Origin of the sequence: Paraclostridium bifermentans, assembly GCF_964259345.1 — a bacterium.
In the GTDB taxonomy this organism is placed as follows: Bacteria; Bacillota; Clostridia; order Peptostreptococcales; family Peptostreptococcaceae; genus Paraclostridium; species Paraclostridium bifermentans_B.
Genome location: NZ_CAXVJR010000002.1, coordinates 428,177 through 445,721, shown reverse-complemented (window position 1 = coordinate 445,721; position 17,545 = coordinate 428,177). Strand labels below are relative to the sequence as shown.

Below are 17,545 nucleotides of genomic sequence, written 5' to 3'. Positions count from 1 at the left end.
TAAAATTAATTTTATTTAAAAGTATTCAATTTCAATTATCTTTCCTAAACTTATAAGTGTTCTTTGGAGTTCTTCTAATATTTCAATTTTCACACTCATATCTTTAGGAAAACATGGGTTTTGATGAGCTGGATTTATAGCTCCTCCCACTAAAAATTTTATATGTGTAGAATTAACAAATAGTAATTTCGCAAGTTTACATGCTCCATCTTCTCCATCTAGAAACTTCAAATTCATTTCAGTTTTTATATTTTCTAATTTTTCAATTGCTTGCTTTAATGTTAATACTCCTTCAGTAACAAGGTTTATTCCTTTTATATATGAAATAGGCGGAACGTTTTTATCAAGTATCTCAAAGCTAGTACGTATTTGCTCATTTAATTCTCTTGCTACAATATTTGCAGCTGTTCCTCCACAAATAATTTTATTACCTTTATATTTCATTAATTTTTCAACAATTTCACTATCTTTACTTTTATCTATCGGAGGTCCTGAAAATAAAATAGTTTTTTTTGATTTAGTAACTTTTACACATGCTACAGTAGTATCATCACCCGGCTGTTGCATATACAATTGGTCACATACTCCAAGTAATGTGTCTGTTATGTTCTTAGATAACATATTCGGTTTTATATACTTTTCTATATATTTTGCTACATCAGACCATTTCCATCCTAAGTTTAATACCATTCCAACTCCAGCGTGTATAACTCCATCACTAACAAATATTAATATATCTTTTTCTTTTAACTTAAACCTACTTTCTTTTACAGTTCTTTCATTAATTTTTATAATATCCCATTTTATATCTGCTATAACTCCATTTCTTAAAAAAAACATGCTTGGGTTGTCAAATTCAGCTATATAAATCATATTAGTTTTATCTATACTTACTATTGTAAATGTTGAATATGCTAGTTTTCTTATTGAACAAACTGGAAGAGTATTTGCTATAGTATCTACTACCTCATAAATATCTGCTCCTGATTTTAACATAGTTATAGCTATTTTTGATGTTAAAGTTGCTAAAATATTAGCTTTAACACCACTTCCAAGTCCATCTGATAGCACTGCAATAAATTTATCTTCATCTTTATAAAATTCTACTTTATCTCCACATAACTCTTCTTTATATTTATTCATACTACCACTTGAAAAATCAATAAATGTATCCATCATCTTACCTCTTCTTGGATGAGATTTTTTAATTTATTTAAAGTTACTTTAGTTTCAGCTGTAGTTTCTCCTAATAAGCTAGCAATTTCTTGAGCTACTACCATTTGTTTATTAATAACCTCTTGAGTCATATTCATAGCTTCTATTTGTTTTTGCTTAAGCTTTTTATCCTTTTCTTCATTTTCGGTTATATCATCGGCTATCCATAGTAAAACTTTATTATGTTCTATCCATATTATACTTTGAATTATAGTCTTAGAATTATCAGATAATATAACTTTCTCTCTAATTATATTTTTCCTATTATCTCTAACTTCTTTAAACTTATCTTCATCTAAATACATAATTATAGGTAAACCTTTACCTCTTGGAATCTCAACTTTAAAAAAACTTTCACTTGATTTGTTCATTTTTATTATGTCTAAGTTTTTATCTACAATAACAATCATATTTGGTGTAGAGTCAAATATAATATTTGTTAAAGTCTCAGCTTTATCCCTCATGTATGGCAAGCACATTTCTATTTCTGCCATATTATTATATACTGCTATGGCTTTTTCCCTACAAGTCTTATATCCACAGCTACCACAGTTTAATTCATCCTTTTTTATATATTTCCCCATACTTTTTAATATTTCCCTAATCTCTTTTTCCGTAGGCTGTTTAAGCTCTATTTTCAAAGAATTATATATTTTATCTATGCTTATATCTTTAAACTCATCTTTATAATTACTAAGTTCTTTTATGTTATCAATTCCCTCTAAATTTTTAGCATATTTTCTTACTCTAACTCTTCTTTCATAGCAGTTAATTCCATCTTTGGGCATTCCTGAGCCCCCTAAACAACTATGTCTGCAATAGCTTAGTTCTAACAATGTATTTTTAAACTTTCCAACTTGAATGGCTTCAAGCATTCTCATACAATCTTTGCTTCCTTCAACTTGTATAATTATCTTTTTAGTTCCTTTGTTTTCTATACATCTAGTAGGTTCTCCTACTATAGGGAATAATCTTTTATTTCCTATTAATTTTTCAAAAGGCCTTTCTTCTAATTCTTCAATATTTATTCCTTCTTTATTTATCCATTCTATTAACTCTACAAAAGTTAATACAACATCTATAGATTCATCTTCGTCTCCTTCTATTTTTTTAGCTAAACAAGGTCCTATAAATACAACTTTTATATCTTCTTTATATTTTTCCTTTAATATTTTTGCATGACAAATAGCAGGAGATATTATAGGTATTAAATTATCAATTAAATCTGGATAATGTTTTTGAACTAAACTTGTAACTGATGGACAAAAACTAGTTATATAACATTTGTCATCATCTTTATTTGCATAGTTTTCATATGCATCTTCAATTATTTCTACACCCTTTATAGTTTCTTCTACTCCATAAAATCCTAACTTTAGTAATAGTGTTTTTAACTTGTTGCTATTATTTCCAAATATAGCTGAAAAGCTAGGAGCTACGGATGCTACAACCTTTTTACCACTTTCTATATATTCTTTAACAGTTTTAACATCTGATTTTATTATTTTTGCATACTGAGGACAAACTTTAAAACAGTTTCCGCAAACAATACATCTTTCTTTTATAACTTGAGCATGTTCATTTTTTATCTTTATAGCATTTACTGGGCAAACTCTCGCACATGCATAACAGTTTTTGCAGCTAGCTTTAGAAAAGCTCATAAACCACATTAAAACTCCCCCTCCAATTTTTGATTATATTGACTAATATTCATATACTTTAATTATAGTTAATAAATTGTTAAACTTTCAACAAGTTTACTAATTTATTAACTATAATTAAAGCCTAAGATAAGATTACCTTAGGCTTTTTATCAAAACGGAAGAGCAGATTCTTCTATACCTTTATCACTTTCATTATTAAACAAATCATTTCCATTAATCATTTTTTTATTATGTTCAAGCAAATTAATATTTTGTGTAGTTATTTTTGTAATATATTTTCTATTTCCTTCTTTATCATCATATTCATCTATTCTAAGCTCTCCTGTTAAAGATACTAAGTTTCCTTTCTTAACTTTATTTGCACAAATATCTGCCGCATTTCTCCAAGCTTCAATTCTTATAAAATCTGTTTTTTGTGATTTACTTTCTTTTTTTACATTCCTATCTACAGCTAAAGTAAAATTAGCAACCGGAATTCCTTTTTCTCCTATATATTTAATTTCAGGATCTTTAGTAAGTCTCCCTAATAAAATAACACTATTCAATGTTATACCTCCTTTAATATTTTCCTATTTGAATTATAACCAAACATAAGTTCACTTATACAAAATTTTTTATACATAAAAATTTTTCATATCATTTATGATATAATTTAAAATATATCTAAATTTGGAAGGTGATTTAATGAGTAAAGAAAGTAATATTTTATCTAAGATATGTAATTTATTTAGAATAGCTAAAAACGAAAATTCTACTGAGGTTAAACAAGTTCCAAGCGAACTTCCTGTAGCTTATATTGATGTTAAAAATATTGGTATTATAGAAGCTGAGCTTTATCCTCATATAGCTCCTAATACAGTTAACAATTTTATATATTTATCTAACGAGGAATTTTATAATAACTTAACATTTCATAGAGTAGTTAAAAACTTTGTAATTCAAGGTGGATGTCCTGATGGCTCTGGTATGGGAGGTCCTGGATATACAATCAAAGGAGAATTTAATAAAAATAAGTTTAAGAATGATTTAAAACATACAGAAGGTGTTTTATCTATGGCTAGGAGCTTTGATAAAAACAGTGCTGGTAGTCAATTTTTTATAGTTACAAAGTCATCACCTAATCTTAATGGTAAATATGCAAGTTTTGGTAAGGTTATAAAAGGACTAGACTTAGTTCATAAAATAGAAGATTTAGGATCTAAGGGTGAAATTTTCACTATAAACTCTATAACTATAGATACTAAAGGTAAATCTTACAATAAACCAGAAAAACATAAATAAAGAGTAGCGAGTTAAATTTTAACTTGCTACTCTTTATTTTATAATCTATTCTTTTTTAAAGTATTCATACCATATATTAACTATTTCTGAAGTTTTTAAATTTTCTAATTTTTTTCTAGTTAGCGGATGTCTTCTTATGTTCACAGAATGTAAATCTCTTATTAATTGGCTTTTCATATTTATTTTCCCCCTTAGTTAAATACTATATTAAAACTTATTCACTTCAACGAAAAAAAATTCCAATTAATTAATAAAAAATTTACTATTTTGATAAAAATAAAAAAGAGCCTGAAATTCAGACTCTCTTAGATTACTTAACTATTTCTACTCTTCCAGTTTCTAATGCCTTTACAGGTCCTTCTACAACCTTTATAGATTCATTAGATTCTAAGTTTGTAAATATAACTGGACTTATTGATGATTTTGCATTAGCTTCTATAAATGGTAAATCCATTTTTACTAATTTATCTCCAGCCTTAACTTCATCCCCAACATTTACAAATACTTCAAATCCTTCACCTTTTAAATTTACAGTATCTATACCTAAGTGTATAAGTATTTCTTTTCCTTCTGTAGACTCTATTATTACAGCATGTTTTGTTTCAAAAACTACTCCTACCTTACCATCTACAGGAGACACGATAACACCATCATTTGACTTTATAGCAAATCCATCACCCATCATCTTAGTTGAAAATACCTCATCTGGTACCTTAGTTATATCTAGTAACTCTCCATTTGTAGGTGATACTATCCCTTTAACTTCTTCTTGTTTCTTTGACTTTTTGAATATATCGAATAAGCCCATATTCTACACTCCTTAGCATTAAATTACGTTTTCATAAACAATAAAATTAAATTTAATTTAATTACATATATTATTATATAATTAATTTTTTGTAGAATCAAGTAGTTTTATTTAATCTATGATAACTTTTTCTCAATTTATTTTTACCTATTGATTATTCATATATACATTCATTATTTAGGTGTATTTTAAATTAGTCTTTACATTTTTTTATTAGTTTCCTTATTTTATTGCAATTTTATTTTTTGATTTTTCAGTTTCATTTATACAGAATAACGTTATCCTAAGTTTTTCCAACAATTATATATATTGATTTATTAGTAAATATGTTGTATAATTTCTAAAAATGCATAATTAACTTTATAAAATTTCTTTTTTGAGAATTTAATAAATTATATTTTTATATATTAGGAGGGATTATTTTGATTATCTTTAACAACTTAGTTACATCAATCAACGACTTTTTATGGTCATATGTTTTAATTGCTTTATTATTAGTATTAGGAGTTTATTTTACTTTTAAAAGTAATTTCGTTCAATTTAGATATTTTAAAGAAATGATTAGACTTTTAGGTGCATCTTCTACATCTGATAAAGAAAAGGGGCATGTTTCTTCATTCCAAGCATTTTGCATAAGTACTGCTTCTAGAGTTGGAACAGGTAATATAGCTGGTATAGCAATAGCTATAACTTTAGGTGGTCCCGGCTCAGTATTTTGGATGTGGATAGTAGCATTAATAGGTGCTGCATCTAGTTTTGTAGAGTCGACGCTTGCTCAAATCTACAAAGTAAAAGATGAAAATGGATTCAGAGGAGGACCTGCTTATTATATAAAGAAAGGCCTTAATAATAATGTCTTAAGTATTGCTTTTTCTGTACTTATCACAATATGTTTTGGATTTGTTTTCAACGCAATACAATCAAATACAGTTGCAGAAGCTTTCCAATCTGCATTTGGTATAGATAAAATGATTATAGGTATAATTCTTGCAATTCTTACAACAGTAGTAATATTTGGAGGTGTTCATAGAGTTGCTAAAATATCAGAAGTTATTGTTCCTATATTTGCAGTAGCTTATATATTAGTTTCATTATTTGTAGTAGCTATAAATATAGAAAAACTTCCAGAAATTTTTAAACTTATAGTTGAAAATGCATTCGGATTAAAAGCAATAGCTGGTGGTGGTATCGGTGCTACTGTTCTTATGGGTGTTAAGAGAGGTTTATTCTCTAATGAAGCTGGTATGGGTAGTGCTCCAAATGCAGCAGCTGCTGCAACTACATCTCACCCTGTTAAGCAAGGATTAGTTCAAGCACTTGGAGTATTTACGGATACTTTAGTTATATGTAGCTGTACTGCTTTTATAATATTAACTTGTTCTGATTATGCTACTTCTAATTTATCAGGTATACAATTAACACAATATGCACTATCTTCTCAGATAGGTGTTTTAGGTAATTACTTCATCGCTATTTGTATATTCTTATTTGCATTTAGTTCTATAGTTGGTAACTATTATTATGGTCAATCAAACATAGAATTTATAAGTACTAATAAATCACTACTAACTGGATATAGAGTGTTAGTTGTTGGTATGGTTATATTTGGATCTTTAACTGCAGTTGAAATAGTTTGGAATTTAGGAGACTTATTTATGGGCTTAATGGCTATAATAAACCTATTTGCCATAGCTAAGCTTAGTAAGTTTGCATTCCTGGCTTTAAAAGATTATACTAATCAAAAAAATTCAGGCATAAAAGAACCTACTTTTAAAGCATCTTCAATAAAAGATTTAAAAGGAACTGAGTGTTGGAATGATGATTTTCAAAATTCAGATTTAGCTTAATAAAAGAGAGGTAATGTTTAATTAAACATTACCTCTTTTTTTATGATTCTTTTATTATACCTTTTCTGTAAGCCATTAAAAGTAATTTTAAATCATTTATATTTTCTGAGATTTCTTTTCCTGAATCAGTATCTCTTATATATTTTCTATTTATATTTCTTTCTACTATAGAAGTTGTAGAAAGTATATCGCTTTCTTCTATTATAACTTGTTCTGTAGTTGTAAAATGTTGATGTGATACTAATTGAAGACTATACGAATTGTATATAAGTGTATAACCAGCAATACCTGTTTTTTGTTGATATGCTCTAGAAAAGCCTCCATCAATTGCTATTAGCTTCCCATTTGCTTTTATAGGATTCTCTCCTTTTTTACATTCAACAGGTACATGTCCATTTATTATGTGAGATTCTTTTTTATCCAATCCAAATTCTTCAAATATCATATTACACATATTTTCAGTATCTCTAAATTCAAAATATGCATTCTTTTTTTCCTTATGTGTTTCTTTTTCTTTTATAAAATATCTTTCAAATGTAGTCATATCATCTTTTCCAAATAGTGGAGATGCTTCTCCTGTCCATAAGTACCACATTATATCCATTCCATATTCTTTTTGTTTGTTCCCATGACTATGGAAATAACCTTCTCTAGCTAATAAATCAAACTTATCCATAAGCGATTTACCGCTATACTCAACATTATCTATAGTAAGCTTTTTAAATGATCCATCTACATTTAAAGGTATACATCCGTGGAATAAAAGGTTTGAATTGCAATTTAAATAAATACTTCCTTTTGAAAATAAAAAAGATGTATGTTTTTGCAATTTTTCACTATTTATGAATGATGATTTTAATTTTTCTATCACTACTTCTTCATCCTTAGTTAATTTACAAGGATTAGATGGATCTATAGTTGGGAAGTTATCATCTTTTAATTTATATTCTTTACCATTAATATTTATAGTACCAGTTTCATAATTTATTTTCTCTAATAAAATTCTATGATTCATTTTAAACTCAGGTCTTCTCTTTATAACTTCACTTTCAAGTTTAAATTGAATTATTGAAATAGCCTTATGCATTTTAGCTATTAAAGATATTTCACTCTTATTATATTCTCCATCAGATATTTTAGGCAAGAATGTAGTGCACGGATCGTCTTTATATGCATTTAATGCAAATGTAGCTAAAGGAAGAAGATTTATTCCATAGATATCTTCTATTATGTCTAAATTAGCATACCTAGCTGATATTCTCAATGCATTAGCTATACATACCTTTTGTCCTGCTGCTGCCCCCATCCATAAAATATCGTGGTTTCCCCATTGTATATCTACACTATGATAATCCATAAGAGTATCTATTATAATATCCGGTCTCGGACCTCTATCGTAAATATCACCTATTATATGTAATCTATCTACAACTAACCTTTGAATAAGTTTAGAGATTGCAATTATAAATTCTTTAGATCTATCTATTTCAATTATAGTATTTATGATTTGTTGATAGTATTTTTTCTTATGATCTATATTACAATCTGTATTTAATAATTCTTCAATTATATGGGCAAATTCTTTTGGTAAATATTTTCTTACTTTGTCTTTTGTATACTTAGTAGATGCGTACCTGCATAATTCTACAATCCTATGCAATGTGACTCTATACCAATCATTTATATTTTGTTCTTCTTTTAAAACTATTTCTAGTTTTTGCTCTGGATAATAAACTAAAGTAGCTAAAGTCTTTTTTTCACTTTCCATAAGTGAATCCCCAAATAACTCTTCTATCTTTCGTTTAACCACGCCAGATCCATTTTTTAGTACATGTACAAACGGCTCACTCTCTCCATGTACATCTGATAAAAAATGTTCTGTTCCTTTTGGTAAATTCAGTATAGATTCTAGCTTAATAATTTCTGTAGATGCTTGAGATATTGTAGGATACTGTTTAGACAGCAACTTTAAATATTTTATATTATCTTTGCATGTTTTTTCTGATATTTCTAGGCTCATTTTTTCACCCCTAATTAAAACTATTTGTATTTATATATATTTAATTATACCATAATATATATATTTTTTATAAAACTAAAAGCAAGATGTATCATCTTGCTTTTTTTATAACACATAAAATTTTATATTTAATTTGATATAATATTTCTTTAACTTCTTTTATATTAAATAATACACATAAAATGCAATATATCATAGCTCCAACCGTAGCTGATATTATTAAAGATACAAGTATTATGTATTTTTCCCTATCCATACTATTTTTTAACAGTAAAAAGATAAAATTGTATAAATAGTTAACTATAATCCCCATAATTATAGAAGCTATAAATGATTTTAAAAACGTTACTATACTACTCTTAATACCTAATCTTCCAACTTTTTTCCTTAAAGATTTCATAAGTAACAGAGCCCCACATATAACAGATATCGAAGAAGATAACGCAAGCCCTCCTATACCCATAATTTTAACTAATATAATGGAAAATATAATATCTACAACTACTGCAACAATTGCATTTTTTACCGGTGTTTTTGTATCTTGTAGAGAATAAAACCCTCTAGATAATATATCTCTTATTCCAAATGCCACCATACCAAGAGAGTAAAATAATAACGCACTAGATGTTAAATAAGTATCTCTACTATCAAATGAACCTCCTTCAAATAAAAATTTTACTAAAGGTGTTGAAAATATCATAGTCCCAAACATAACCGGAATCATAATAATTAGAACTAAATTTATACATCTAATTAAACTGCTTTTAAAAGCTTTTATATTATTTTGACTAGCATATTTAGAAAGCATCGGATACATAACCGTAGAAATAGATATAACAAGTATTCCAACTGCAAATACATTAAGTTTATTAGCATAATTAAGAGCAGTTATACTACCTGTATCTAAAGTAGATGCTAACGTCCTATTTATTACACTATTTATTTGATTTACATACGAACCCAGAAATACAGGTAAAATTAAGTAAATTATTTTTTTTACATTCTCATCCTTAAAATCTATTGTTAAGCTATGTTTATATCCACTTTTCTTTAAAAAAGGTATTTGAAATATAAGTTGAGCTATATATGCAAGTAAAGTAATCCATACCATAATATACGAACTTGTATAACTACCTATTATTATTGCAATTATACATATTATATTAAATGGAATTGTAACTAATCCAGATATATAAAACCTTCCATTTGCTAACAAATAAGATGACACCAACCCATTTATAGCTATAAATATTATAGACGGCATAAGTATTTTAGCAAATTTTGTTGTTATTTCTAATTCTTCACCTTTAAATCCCATAGCAAATATTTTAACTATATATGGTGCAAATATAATCCCTACAACTATAGTTATTAAACTAAGAATTGTAATTATATTTAAAATATTATTTGTAAACTTATTAACTTCTTCATCTCCATTTGTCTCTTTAATGTTAAAAAACATAGGAATATAAGTAGTTCCTAAAGATGCACTTATTCCTGTAAATAAAACAACAGGTATGTTAAGTGCCGTTATATAAGCATCAGTTATAATACTAGCTCCAAATTTCTGAGCTAAAATTATATCTCTAAAAAAGCCCGTTACCTTTGATATTAGAGTTATAAACATCAATATCACCGCTGATTTCTTAGCTTTTGACATATTCCTTCCTTCTTCCTGTAAATTCTTAATCTAAATATAAAAGGATGCATTTAGCATCCCCTTTATTATATATCTTTTACTATTTTTTGACCACAACAACCACAATATATAGAATTTTCATCTATTTCACTAAAACAATGCTGGCACTTAATAGTATTTTTTTCATAGTCTATTTTTTTACCACATATACAACAAAAATTATTCTCAACATCTACTCTATTTCCACACTCGCAAATCATTTCATTTTTTAACGTAATTTTATTAATTTCCAAATTAGCTTCATATATAGTCTTATCTATTTCACTTATACCTTCAAATAAGCCAATTATACAATCTTGAGTAATCTCTTTTTTTCTTATCTTTTTATGTATTTCTATTCCAGCCTCTACAAATATCTTTACTTTTTCACTATTAGCTTGTTCAATAATATCATTTAATTTATTTAACTCTTTGATGATTTCAACTTTTTCTTTATTTTTGTTTATTCTATCTTTAAAATTGTGCATAAACTTCTCCTTATATCAACCTACTATTCATTATTAAGTTTGTACCCTAATAAAATTACAATATAACTGTATAAAAAAGCTATTATAATACCTACAATAACACTTGATCCTATGTAAGAATATGTTTCATAATTTTGAAGTTCTAATAATGATAAGCTTCCACTTGTATCAATTTTGCTTAAATATACTATACTTCCTATAATAATAGAATAGCACATACAAAAATATTTTATAACTTTCTTATCTTTAAATTTATTTTTTATATCATACCCTGTAATAATTAGTATAATTATAGTAAGTAATATCATGGAATAAATAAGTAAGTTTAAATTTTCATTCAAATATATACTAATATCACTTATATTAAATATAGATATTATTGTATTTAGTACAACAATAGGTATTAAATTAACAGCTTGAAGAATATATCCTCCAACTTGAGTTATATTGACAAACTTGCTTATACTATCGTTTCCTCCATATGTATTGTTAAAAATCAAACTCATTGCCAAAATAACTAAAATTGATAAATATATTAATCCTATAGTTTTTAAAACTCTATTTATAACTTTAAATTTCTTTAATTTAGGTTTTGTTTTATTAAATAAAACTATGTATGTAGGTAAAACCGATATAATAATACCATTTATAACACTGTTCAAAAAACTATATTTGATAACTATAGACATACTATAATACTCATTTACATTAACATTTATAAATTCTTTACCTAAAAAAGATATAAATCCTAATAGTAGTCCATATATTATACTTATTGTAAAAACATCCTTAAAAATTTCGTTTTCTTTTATATAATCTTTATTTATAAGTATAACATTACTTACACCAATACATATAAACGGAATTACCAAGTAAATTATCAATCCTAGGCTTATATCTACATTTCCAACTCCTATAACTGAGGATGACACTAAATTTATAGGAACTAAGTTTAAACCTAAAACTATACTAAATATGTTGATATATTTGTTTATACTTAACCCCATTATACTTATTAATAATTTTATAAATATAGCTATAATTATTAACAAAAGCATAGATACAATTGCTGGTATTGCTTTCTTTTTTAAATCAATTCTATTTATATAAGATTTAATATTACCTATTGTATTACCCTTTTCGTATAAATCTTTAATATTATATTTGTTTTTTTCTACTTGTTTTAATATAGATAGTTTGTTTCCACATCTATTACAATATATATTTCCAGCTTTATTTATTTCACCACAGTCATTACATATATTTTCATGAACAATTTTAATTTTATCGTTTCCATATTCATTTATATAATGGCCATCAATTTTGCAATAATTGTTGTTATCACATTTTAAATCACAATTTTCACATTTCATATTGTTCCTCCATAGTTTAAATAGCCTTAAGATTTTCTTAAGGCTATTAATCATAACTATATTATATCAAAAGGATTTAAATTTACATCACTTTTCATAATATCTATATCAAAATTTCGGCTTAAGTACTTAAACATTATGTCTGCAAATACCTTTTCAGTATCAAAATGTCCACAGTCTATAACTTTCATTCCCATATCTAATGCATCTTGAGCATCATGATACTTCATATCTCCTGTAATTAAAACATCACATCCATGTTTATAAGCCTTTTTTATCATATCAGCTCCAGAACCTGTAACTATAGCAACTTTTTCAACCTTATCACTTAAATCTCCAACTATCCTTAAATGATTTATAGACAATTCACGTTTAAGTTTCATACCTAATTCTTTAAAGCTCATAGATTCTTTTAATTTTCCATACCTACCAAGTCCCACACTTTCACCTTTTATTTCTAATTTATATAAATCATATGCAACTTCTTCATAAGGATGAGCTTTTATCATGGCACTTATAACTTTATCCAATATTCTCTGAGGAACTATTGTTTCTATTTTTACTTCATTAACACTTTCTAAAGCTTCTTCACTTCCTATATATGGATTAGCTCCTTCACAAGGCTTAAATCTACCTTCCCCTTCAGTAGTAAATGAACATTCTCTGTAATTTCCTATATGTCCTGCATCTGCATTGCCAAGAGCTGTTCTAACTACATCTACATGAGTTTTAGGTACATACACCGCTAGTTTATACAATGTTTCATTTTTAGTTTTATCTAGTATCCCTACATTTTCAATATTTAACATTTCAACAAAATAATCATTTAGTCCATCAAATGCTATATCAAAATTAGTATGCATAGAATATATAGCTATATCATTTTTTATCAATTTATGTATTAACTTCCCTTTTAAATTAGATGTTGTTAATTTATTAATTTTAGAAAATATAAATGGGTGATGAGTTATTATTAAGTCTATATCTTTATCTATAGCTTCATTAATTACCTTTTCATTAGCCTCTAGTACTGTCATAACTTTTTTAATTTCTTTTTCATAATCTCCTACTATAAGACCTACGTTATCCCATTCATATGCTAAGTTTAAAGGATATTTACTTTCTATTTTTTTCAATAATGTTTTTAGCTTCATTAGATCAACCCCTTAAGTTTTTCTATAACCTCTATAACAGTTTTTCTTTTTGCCTCTATGGCCTCTCCTGTTTTCCCTTCTAGCTTATTTATTATTCCCTCATATGCGTTTATTTTTTTATGGATAAACTCAGTTAATAATTCATCTTTATTGTCTATTAACTTTTTTCCTACTTCGTAGTATATGTCATTTTCAAAATTAGTGTTTTTACCTGTATACTTAACTTCGATTATTTCATATATTCTAAAATCTTCTTTAACTAATACCTCATTTAATATTTCATATCCATTATTATATAAATATTTTCTAAGTTCATTTTGTGCTTGCATAGGTTGTAATATCAGTTTATCAACAGTATGTGCAACACTTTTTTTAGCCTCTAATAACTCACTTATAAGGATTCCTCCCATACCAGCTATTATAACTTCATCTACTTCATTCTCATTTAAAACCTCAAGCCCTGATCCTAACCTTAAATCTACCTTATCTTCTAAGTTATTATGATTAACTTCTTTTTTTGCATTGTCTAAAGGTCCTTTATTTACATCAGCTAATATAGCATAATCTATTTTATTATTGTTTAGAAGGTATACTGGAATATATCCATGGTCTGTACCTATATCCGCAACTCTCTTTCCTTCACTCACAAGGTTTGCTATCTTTAATAATCTATCTGTTAATTTCAAATTTTGTCTTCCTTTCACCTATGTTTTGAATATATAAAAATTCGCCTATATATAGACGAATTTTTATATTAATTATATTAATCTAAGTAATCTCTAAGCTTTTTAGATCTACTTGGATGTCTTAATTTTCTTAATGCTTTTGCTTCTATTTGTCTAATTCTTTCTCTTGTTACATCAAATTCTTTTCCAACTTCTTCAAGTGTTCTAGCACGTCCATCTTCAAGTCCGAATCTTAATTTTAAAACTTTTTGTTCTCTTTCATTTAATGATCCTAAAACTTCTTCTATTTGTTCTTTTAATAGTGAATATGCTGCTGCTTCCGCTGGTGCTGGTGCATCATCATCCGGTATAAAGTCTCCTAAATGACTATCTTCTTCTTCTCCTATAGGAGTCTCTAGAGATACAGGATCTTGAGCTATTTTCATTATTTCTCTAACTTTATCTTCCGTCATATCCATTTCTTTAGCAATTTCTTCAGGTTTTGGATCTCTACCTAGCTCCTGTAGTAATTGTCTTGATACTCTTATTAATTTATTTATAGTTTCAACCATATGAACAGGTATTCTTATAGTTCTTGCTTGGTCTGCTATAGCTCTAGTTATAGCTTGTCTTATCCACCATGTAGCATAAGTACTAAACTTAAATCCTTTTGTATAGTCAAACTTTTCTACTGCTTTTATTAGACCTAAATTACCTTCTTGAATTAAATCTAAAAATAACATACCTCTTCCAACATATCTCTTAGCTATACTTACAACTAGTCTTAAGTTTGCTTCTACTAATCTTTGTTTAGCTATTTCATCTCCCTCATGCATTCTTCTTGCAAGTTCTGCTTCTTCATGAGGTTTAAGTAAAGGTATTTTACCTATTTCTTTTAGATACATTCTAACTGGGTCATCTATACTTATCCCTTTAGGTAAAGTTAAGTCTATTTGCTCTATTTCCATAGTATTTTCTTCTTTAGACATATCATCATCTATAGTATCATCTATATCTTCTAAATTAGATACATCTCCATCTTCTGAATTAAACTCTATATCAGCATCAGCTTTTTCTTCTTTCTTTTGAATTACTTCTATTCCTAAATTACCTAATGTTTCATATAAATTTTCAACTTGATCTTTATCAAGTTCTGTTTCTGCAAAAGCCTCCATTATTTCCATAAGCGTAAGGCTACCCTGTTTTTTCCCTTTTTCTATAAGTGATTTTGCTGTTACTCTTTTAGATTCTTTTTTTGGTTTTTTAGTTTCCATTCTCAAACCTCCCTTCATTTATATTTTTTGTAACATTCTTCTTAGTTCAACTATTTTTATAGCAATTTCCATAACCTGTACATCTACCTCTTTCGCATTTGAATTCTCATTATCCTTGTTTTTTTCTAGTTCCATCTGCTTCTTTAATAAATTATCTATATCATTTTGAAGCTTGTTTCTTTTTACTTTTTTAATTATTTCTTCTATGCTCTTAGAATCATAAATTTCAATATTTTCTAGGTTTAAATTTTCCAAATCTTTAATATATTTTTCGGATAAGTTTAAACTTTTCATTTTGTCAATAGTTATTTTATCCAATTCTTCATTTTTAATTATAAAATTTAAAATTTCTTTATCTTCTTTTAAGATAAAATCATTTTCATCTAATTTAAGAATTGAAGACTTCCTAATTTCTTTATTTTCTAATAATATTTTTATTAAAGTTTTTTCTATAACTTCATTACCATTATTTATTATTTTAGGTTTTTTATAAGCATTTTCATCTCGCTTAAAATATTTATCTTTTTTATAATTTTCATTATATTTAGGATTGTAATTTTTACCATACACTTCTTTTTTCAAAGATTCTATACTTATATTACTTTCTGAACTCAAGAAATTAATATAATAGTCTATATCTACAGGACTTTTTAAAGTTTTGATTATATTTGTAGCTTCTTTAGTAAACTTTAGCCTTTCTTCATCTTTCGATAAATCGTAATTTTTTTTGCACTTAGTTATTTTATATCTTATATAGTGAATTGAATTTTCAATAGAATTTTTATATTCGTTAAAACCATACTTTCTTATAAATTCATCAGGATCTTTAACATCTTTTAAGTTTAACACTTTAACATTTATTCCAACACTTACCAATATGTCTATAGCTCTTAATGTAGCTTTAACACCGGCATCATCAGAATCATAAGAAATTATAACTGTATCTACATATCTTTTTAGTAAATTCCCTTGTTCTAGTGTAAGGGCAGTTCCTAGTGTAGCACACACATTTCTTACTCCATATTGATATAAAGATATTAAGTCCATATATCCTTCCACAAGAATTATTGTTCTATCTGATATATTTTTCCTAGCAAAATTTAATCCATATAAATTATATTTTTTATTAAATGCTAATGTATCTGGAGAATTTAAATATTTCGGAAGAGAATCATCCAAAACTCTACCTCCAAATCCTATTACATTACCTCTATAATCAAATATAGGAAAAATTACTCTATTGATAAACCTATCATAATATTTATTTCCATCTTTTTTGTATGTAACCAATCCACACTCAACAAGAGTGTCTTTTTCATATCCTTTGGATATAAGATAGTCCATAAGGTTAGACCAAGCCTTAGGCGCATATCCAAGACCAAACTTTTTTATAGTTTTATCATCCAGTCCTCTTCTTCTTAAGTATTCATACCCATAATTTTTTTCTTTAATTAGGTTTGAAAAATAATATCTAGCAGCTTCGGTATTTATATCTTGAAATCTTTTTATTTTTTCCATCCTGATTTTAGATTGCTCATCCATATTTGTGTTTATTTCAATTCCACAATCTTTAGCTAATAACTTGACCGCATCCATAAATTCAAGATTTTCAATTTTCATAACAAAATTAATTACATCTCCACCTTCTCCACATCCAAAGCACTTATATATTTGCTTTGAAGTATTGATGTAAAATGAAGGAGTTTTTTCTCCGTGGAAAGGACATAGCCCTTTGTAATTTGCTCCCGATTGCTGTACTTTAATGTAATCTGATATTACTTTTACTATATCAGTTCTAGATTTTATTTCTTCTATCGTATCTTTTATATCACTCATATTATCACCTTCTGGTGTAATTTTTTTAACATTACTATTTTACAATATATTAGAAATTTGTCAAATGTTCATTATACATAATTCGACTTTTTTTATATCATTCCTTCTTTTTTGCATAAATTTTTTTTTAAAATTTAATTTTTTTATTTTAAAAATTTTATAAAAACATGTCATTTTATTATTTTGTATAATAATTGCAATTTCAATACTAATTTTTAATATTTTAATATAATTATTTAACT

At 26.5% G+C, this 17,545-nt stretch carries 15 protein-coding genes; 2 read left to right on the top strand and 13 right to left on the bottom strand.

The window, feature by feature from the left end; all coding sequences use genetic code 11:
• Nucleotides 1-15 precede the first annotated feature (15 nt).
• From ACEXNK_RS06170 to ACEXNK_RS06160, 3 genes are all read right to left on the bottom strand, one after another.
• Nucleotides 16-1,176 carry a SpoIIE family protein phosphatase gene (locus ACEXNK_RS06170; protein ID WP_373599480.1) on the bottom strand — a complete coding sequence of 387 codons (1,161 nt, stop codon included), beginning with the start codon at nt 1,174-1,176 and terminating at the stop codon, nt 16-18.
• Nucleotides 1,176-2,885 (bottom strand): [Fe-Fe] hydrogenase large subunit C-terminal domain-containing protein, encoded by a 1,710-nt coding sequence (locus ACEXNK_RS06165; protein WP_373599481.1) that lies wholly within the window; start codon nt 2,883-2,885, stop codon nt 1,176-1,178. Before ACEXNK_RS06165 ends, ACEXNK_RS06170 begins: the two co-directional genes overlap by 1 nt.
• 143 nt (nt 2,886-3,028) lie before the next feature.
• Nucleotides 3,029-3,424 carry a single-stranded DNA-binding protein gene (locus ACEXNK_RS06160; RefSeq protein WP_373599482.1) on the bottom strand — a complete coding sequence of 132 codons (396 nt, stop codon included), beginning with the start codon at nt 3,422-3,424 and terminating at the stop codon, nt 3,029-3,031.
• Nucleotides 3,425-3,563: 139 nt separating this feature from the next.
• Here ACEXNK_RS06160 and ACEXNK_RS06155 point away from each other — a divergent pair, with 139 nt between their 5' ends.
• Nucleotides 3,564-4,160 carry a peptidylprolyl isomerase gene (locus ACEXNK_RS06155; protein ID WP_373599483.1) on the top strand — a complete coding sequence of 199 codons (597 nt, stop codon included), beginning with the start codon at nt 3,564-3,566 and terminating at the stop codon, nt 4,158-4,160.
• A 45-nt stretch (nt 4,161-4,205) separates the two neighbouring features.
• Here ACEXNK_RS06155 and ACEXNK_RS06150 read toward each other — a convergent pair whose 3' ends face one another.
• Together ACEXNK_RS06150 and ACEXNK_RS06145 are read right to left on the bottom strand one after the other, a co-directional pair.
• Nucleotides 4,206-4,337: a hypothetical protein gene (locus ACEXNK_RS06150; protein WP_373599484.1), complete on the bottom strand. Its 132-nt coding sequence runs from the start codon at nt 4,335-4,337 to the stop codon at nt 4,206-4,208.
• A gap of 133 nt (nt 4,338-4,470) precedes the next feature.
• Entirely contained in the window at nt 4,471-4,968 is a 498-nt protein-coding gene (locus ACEXNK_RS06145) for a PTS sugar transporter subunit IIA (protein ID WP_445013612.1), read from the bottom strand.
• 422 nt (nt 4,969-5,390) lie between these two features.
• On the opposite strand from ACEXNK_RS06145, the gene ACEXNK_RS06140 reads away from it, so the two are divergent.
• Nucleotides 5,391-6,815 (top strand): alanine/glycine:cation symporter family protein, encoded by a 1,425-nt coding sequence (locus ACEXNK_RS06140; protein WP_373599485.1) that lies wholly within the window; start codon nt 5,391-5,393, stop codon nt 6,813-6,815.
• A gap of 40 nt (nt 6,816-6,855) precedes the next feature.
• On the opposite strand, the gene ACEXNK_RS06135 is transcribed toward ACEXNK_RS06140, so the two are convergent.
• The 8 genes from ACEXNK_RS06135 to dnaG all read right to left on the bottom strand — a co-directional run bounded on the left by ACEXNK_RS06135 (nt 6,856) and on the right by dnaG (nt 17,303).
• Nucleotides 6,856-8,835 (bottom strand): fructose-1,6-bisphosphatase, encoded by a 1,980-nt coding sequence (locus ACEXNK_RS06135; protein WP_373599486.1) that lies wholly within the window; start codon nt 8,833-8,835, stop codon nt 6,856-6,858.
• Nucleotides 8,836-8,926: 91 nt separating this feature from the next.
• Nucleotides 8,927-10,495, bottom strand: coding sequence for a murein biosynthesis integral membrane protein MurJ (murJ, locus tag ACEXNK_RS06130; protein ID WP_373599487.1), 1,569 nt, complete (start codon nt 10,493-10,495; stop codon nt 8,927-8,929).
• Nucleotides 10,496-10,560: 65 nt separating this feature from the next.
• Nucleotides 10,561-11,001, bottom strand: a complete 441-nt coding sequence (locus ACEXNK_RS06125; protein ID WP_373599488.1) for a hypothetical protein — start codon at nt 10,999-11,001, stop codon at nt 10,561-10,563.
• A gap of 23 nt (nt 11,002-11,024) precedes the next feature.
• Nucleotides 11,025-12,374 carry a hypothetical protein gene (locus ACEXNK_RS06120; RefSeq protein ID WP_373599489.1) on the bottom strand — a complete coding sequence of 450 codons (1,350 nt, stop codon included), beginning with the start codon at nt 12,372-12,374 and terminating at the stop codon, nt 11,025-11,027.
• A gap of 56 nt (nt 12,375-12,430) precedes the next feature.
• Complete coding sequence (locus ACEXNK_RS06115; protein ID WP_373599490.1) at nt 12,431-13,528, bottom strand: Nif3-like dinuclear metal center hexameric protein; 1,098 nt, start codon at nt 13,526-13,528, stop codon at nt 12,431-12,433.
• Nucleotides 13,528-14,214 carry a tRNA (adenine(22)-N(1))-methyltransferase gene (locus tag ACEXNK_RS06110; protein ID WP_373599491.1) on the bottom strand — a complete coding sequence of 229 codons (687 nt, stop codon included), beginning with the start codon at nt 14,212-14,214 and terminating at the stop codon, nt 13,528-13,530. The genes ACEXNK_RS06115 and ACEXNK_RS06110 overlap by 1 nt, the downstream gene beginning before the upstream one ends.
• A 77-nt stretch (nt 14,215-14,291) precedes the next feature.
• Nucleotides 14,292-15,467, bottom strand: coding sequence for an RNA polymerase sigma factor RpoD (rpoD, locus tag ACEXNK_RS06105; protein ID WP_373599492.1), 1,176 nt, complete (start codon nt 15,465-15,467; stop codon nt 14,292-14,294).
• 18 nt (nt 15,468-15,485) lie between these two features.
• Complete coding sequence (dnaG, locus tag ACEXNK_RS06100) at nt 15,486-17,303, bottom strand: DNA primase (protein ID WP_373599493.1); 1,818 nt, start codon at nt 17,301-17,303, stop codon at nt 15,486-15,488.
• Nucleotides 17,304-17,545: the final 242 nt, after the last annotated feature.

What these genes read in the sequence shown, in the direction of transcription:
- ACEXNK_RS06135 (WP_373599486.1), bottom strand. Translation starts at nt 8,835, where the DNA reads ATGAGCCTAGAAATATCAGAAAAAACATGCAAAGATAATATAAAATAT.
- ACEXNK_RS06125 (WP_373599488.1), bottom strand. Translation starts at nt 11,001, where the DNA reads ATGCACAATTTTAAAGATAGAATAAACAAAAATAAAGAAAAAGTTGAA.
- ACEXNK_RS06165 (WP_373599481.1), bottom strand. Translation starts at nt 2,885, where the DNA reads ATGTGGTTTATGAGCTTTTCTAAAGCTAGCTGCAAAAACTGTTATGCA.
- dnaG (WP_373599493.1), bottom strand. Translation starts at nt 17,303, where the DNA reads ATGAGTGATATAAAAGATACGATAGAAGAAATAAAATCTAGAACTGAT.
- ACEXNK_RS06145 (WP_445013612.1), bottom strand. Translation starts at nt 4,968, where the DNA reads ATGGGCTTATTCGATATATTCAAAAAGTCAAAGAAACAAGAAGAAGTT.
- ACEXNK_RS06115 (WP_373599490.1), bottom strand. Translation starts at nt 13,528, where the DNA reads ATGAAGCTAAAAACATTATTGAAAAAAATAGAAAGTAAATATCCTTTA.
- rpoD (WP_373599492.1), bottom strand. Translation starts at nt 15,467, where the DNA reads ATGGAAACTAAAAAACCAAAAAAAGAATCTAAAAGAGTAACAGCAAAA.
- ACEXNK_RS06150 (WP_373599484.1), bottom strand. Translation starts at nt 4,337, where the DNA reads ATGAAAAGCCAATTAATAAGAGATTTACATTCTGTGAACATAAGAAGA.
- murJ (WP_373599487.1), bottom strand. Translation starts at nt 10,495, where the DNA reads ATGTCAAAAGCTAAGAAATCAGCGGTGATATTGATGTTTATAACTCTA.
- ACEXNK_RS06120 (WP_373599489.1), bottom strand. Translation starts at nt 12,374, where the DNA reads ATGAAATGTGAAAATTGTGATTTAAAATGTGATAACAACAATTATTGC.
- ACEXNK_RS06155 (WP_373599483.1), top strand. Translation starts at nt 3,564, where the DNA reads ATGAGTAAAGAAAGTAATATTTTATCTAAGATATGTAATTTATTTAGA.
- ACEXNK_RS06170 (WP_373599480.1), bottom strand. Translation starts at nt 1,176, where the DNA reads ATGGATACATTTATTGATTTTTCAAGTGGTAGTATGAATAAATATAAA.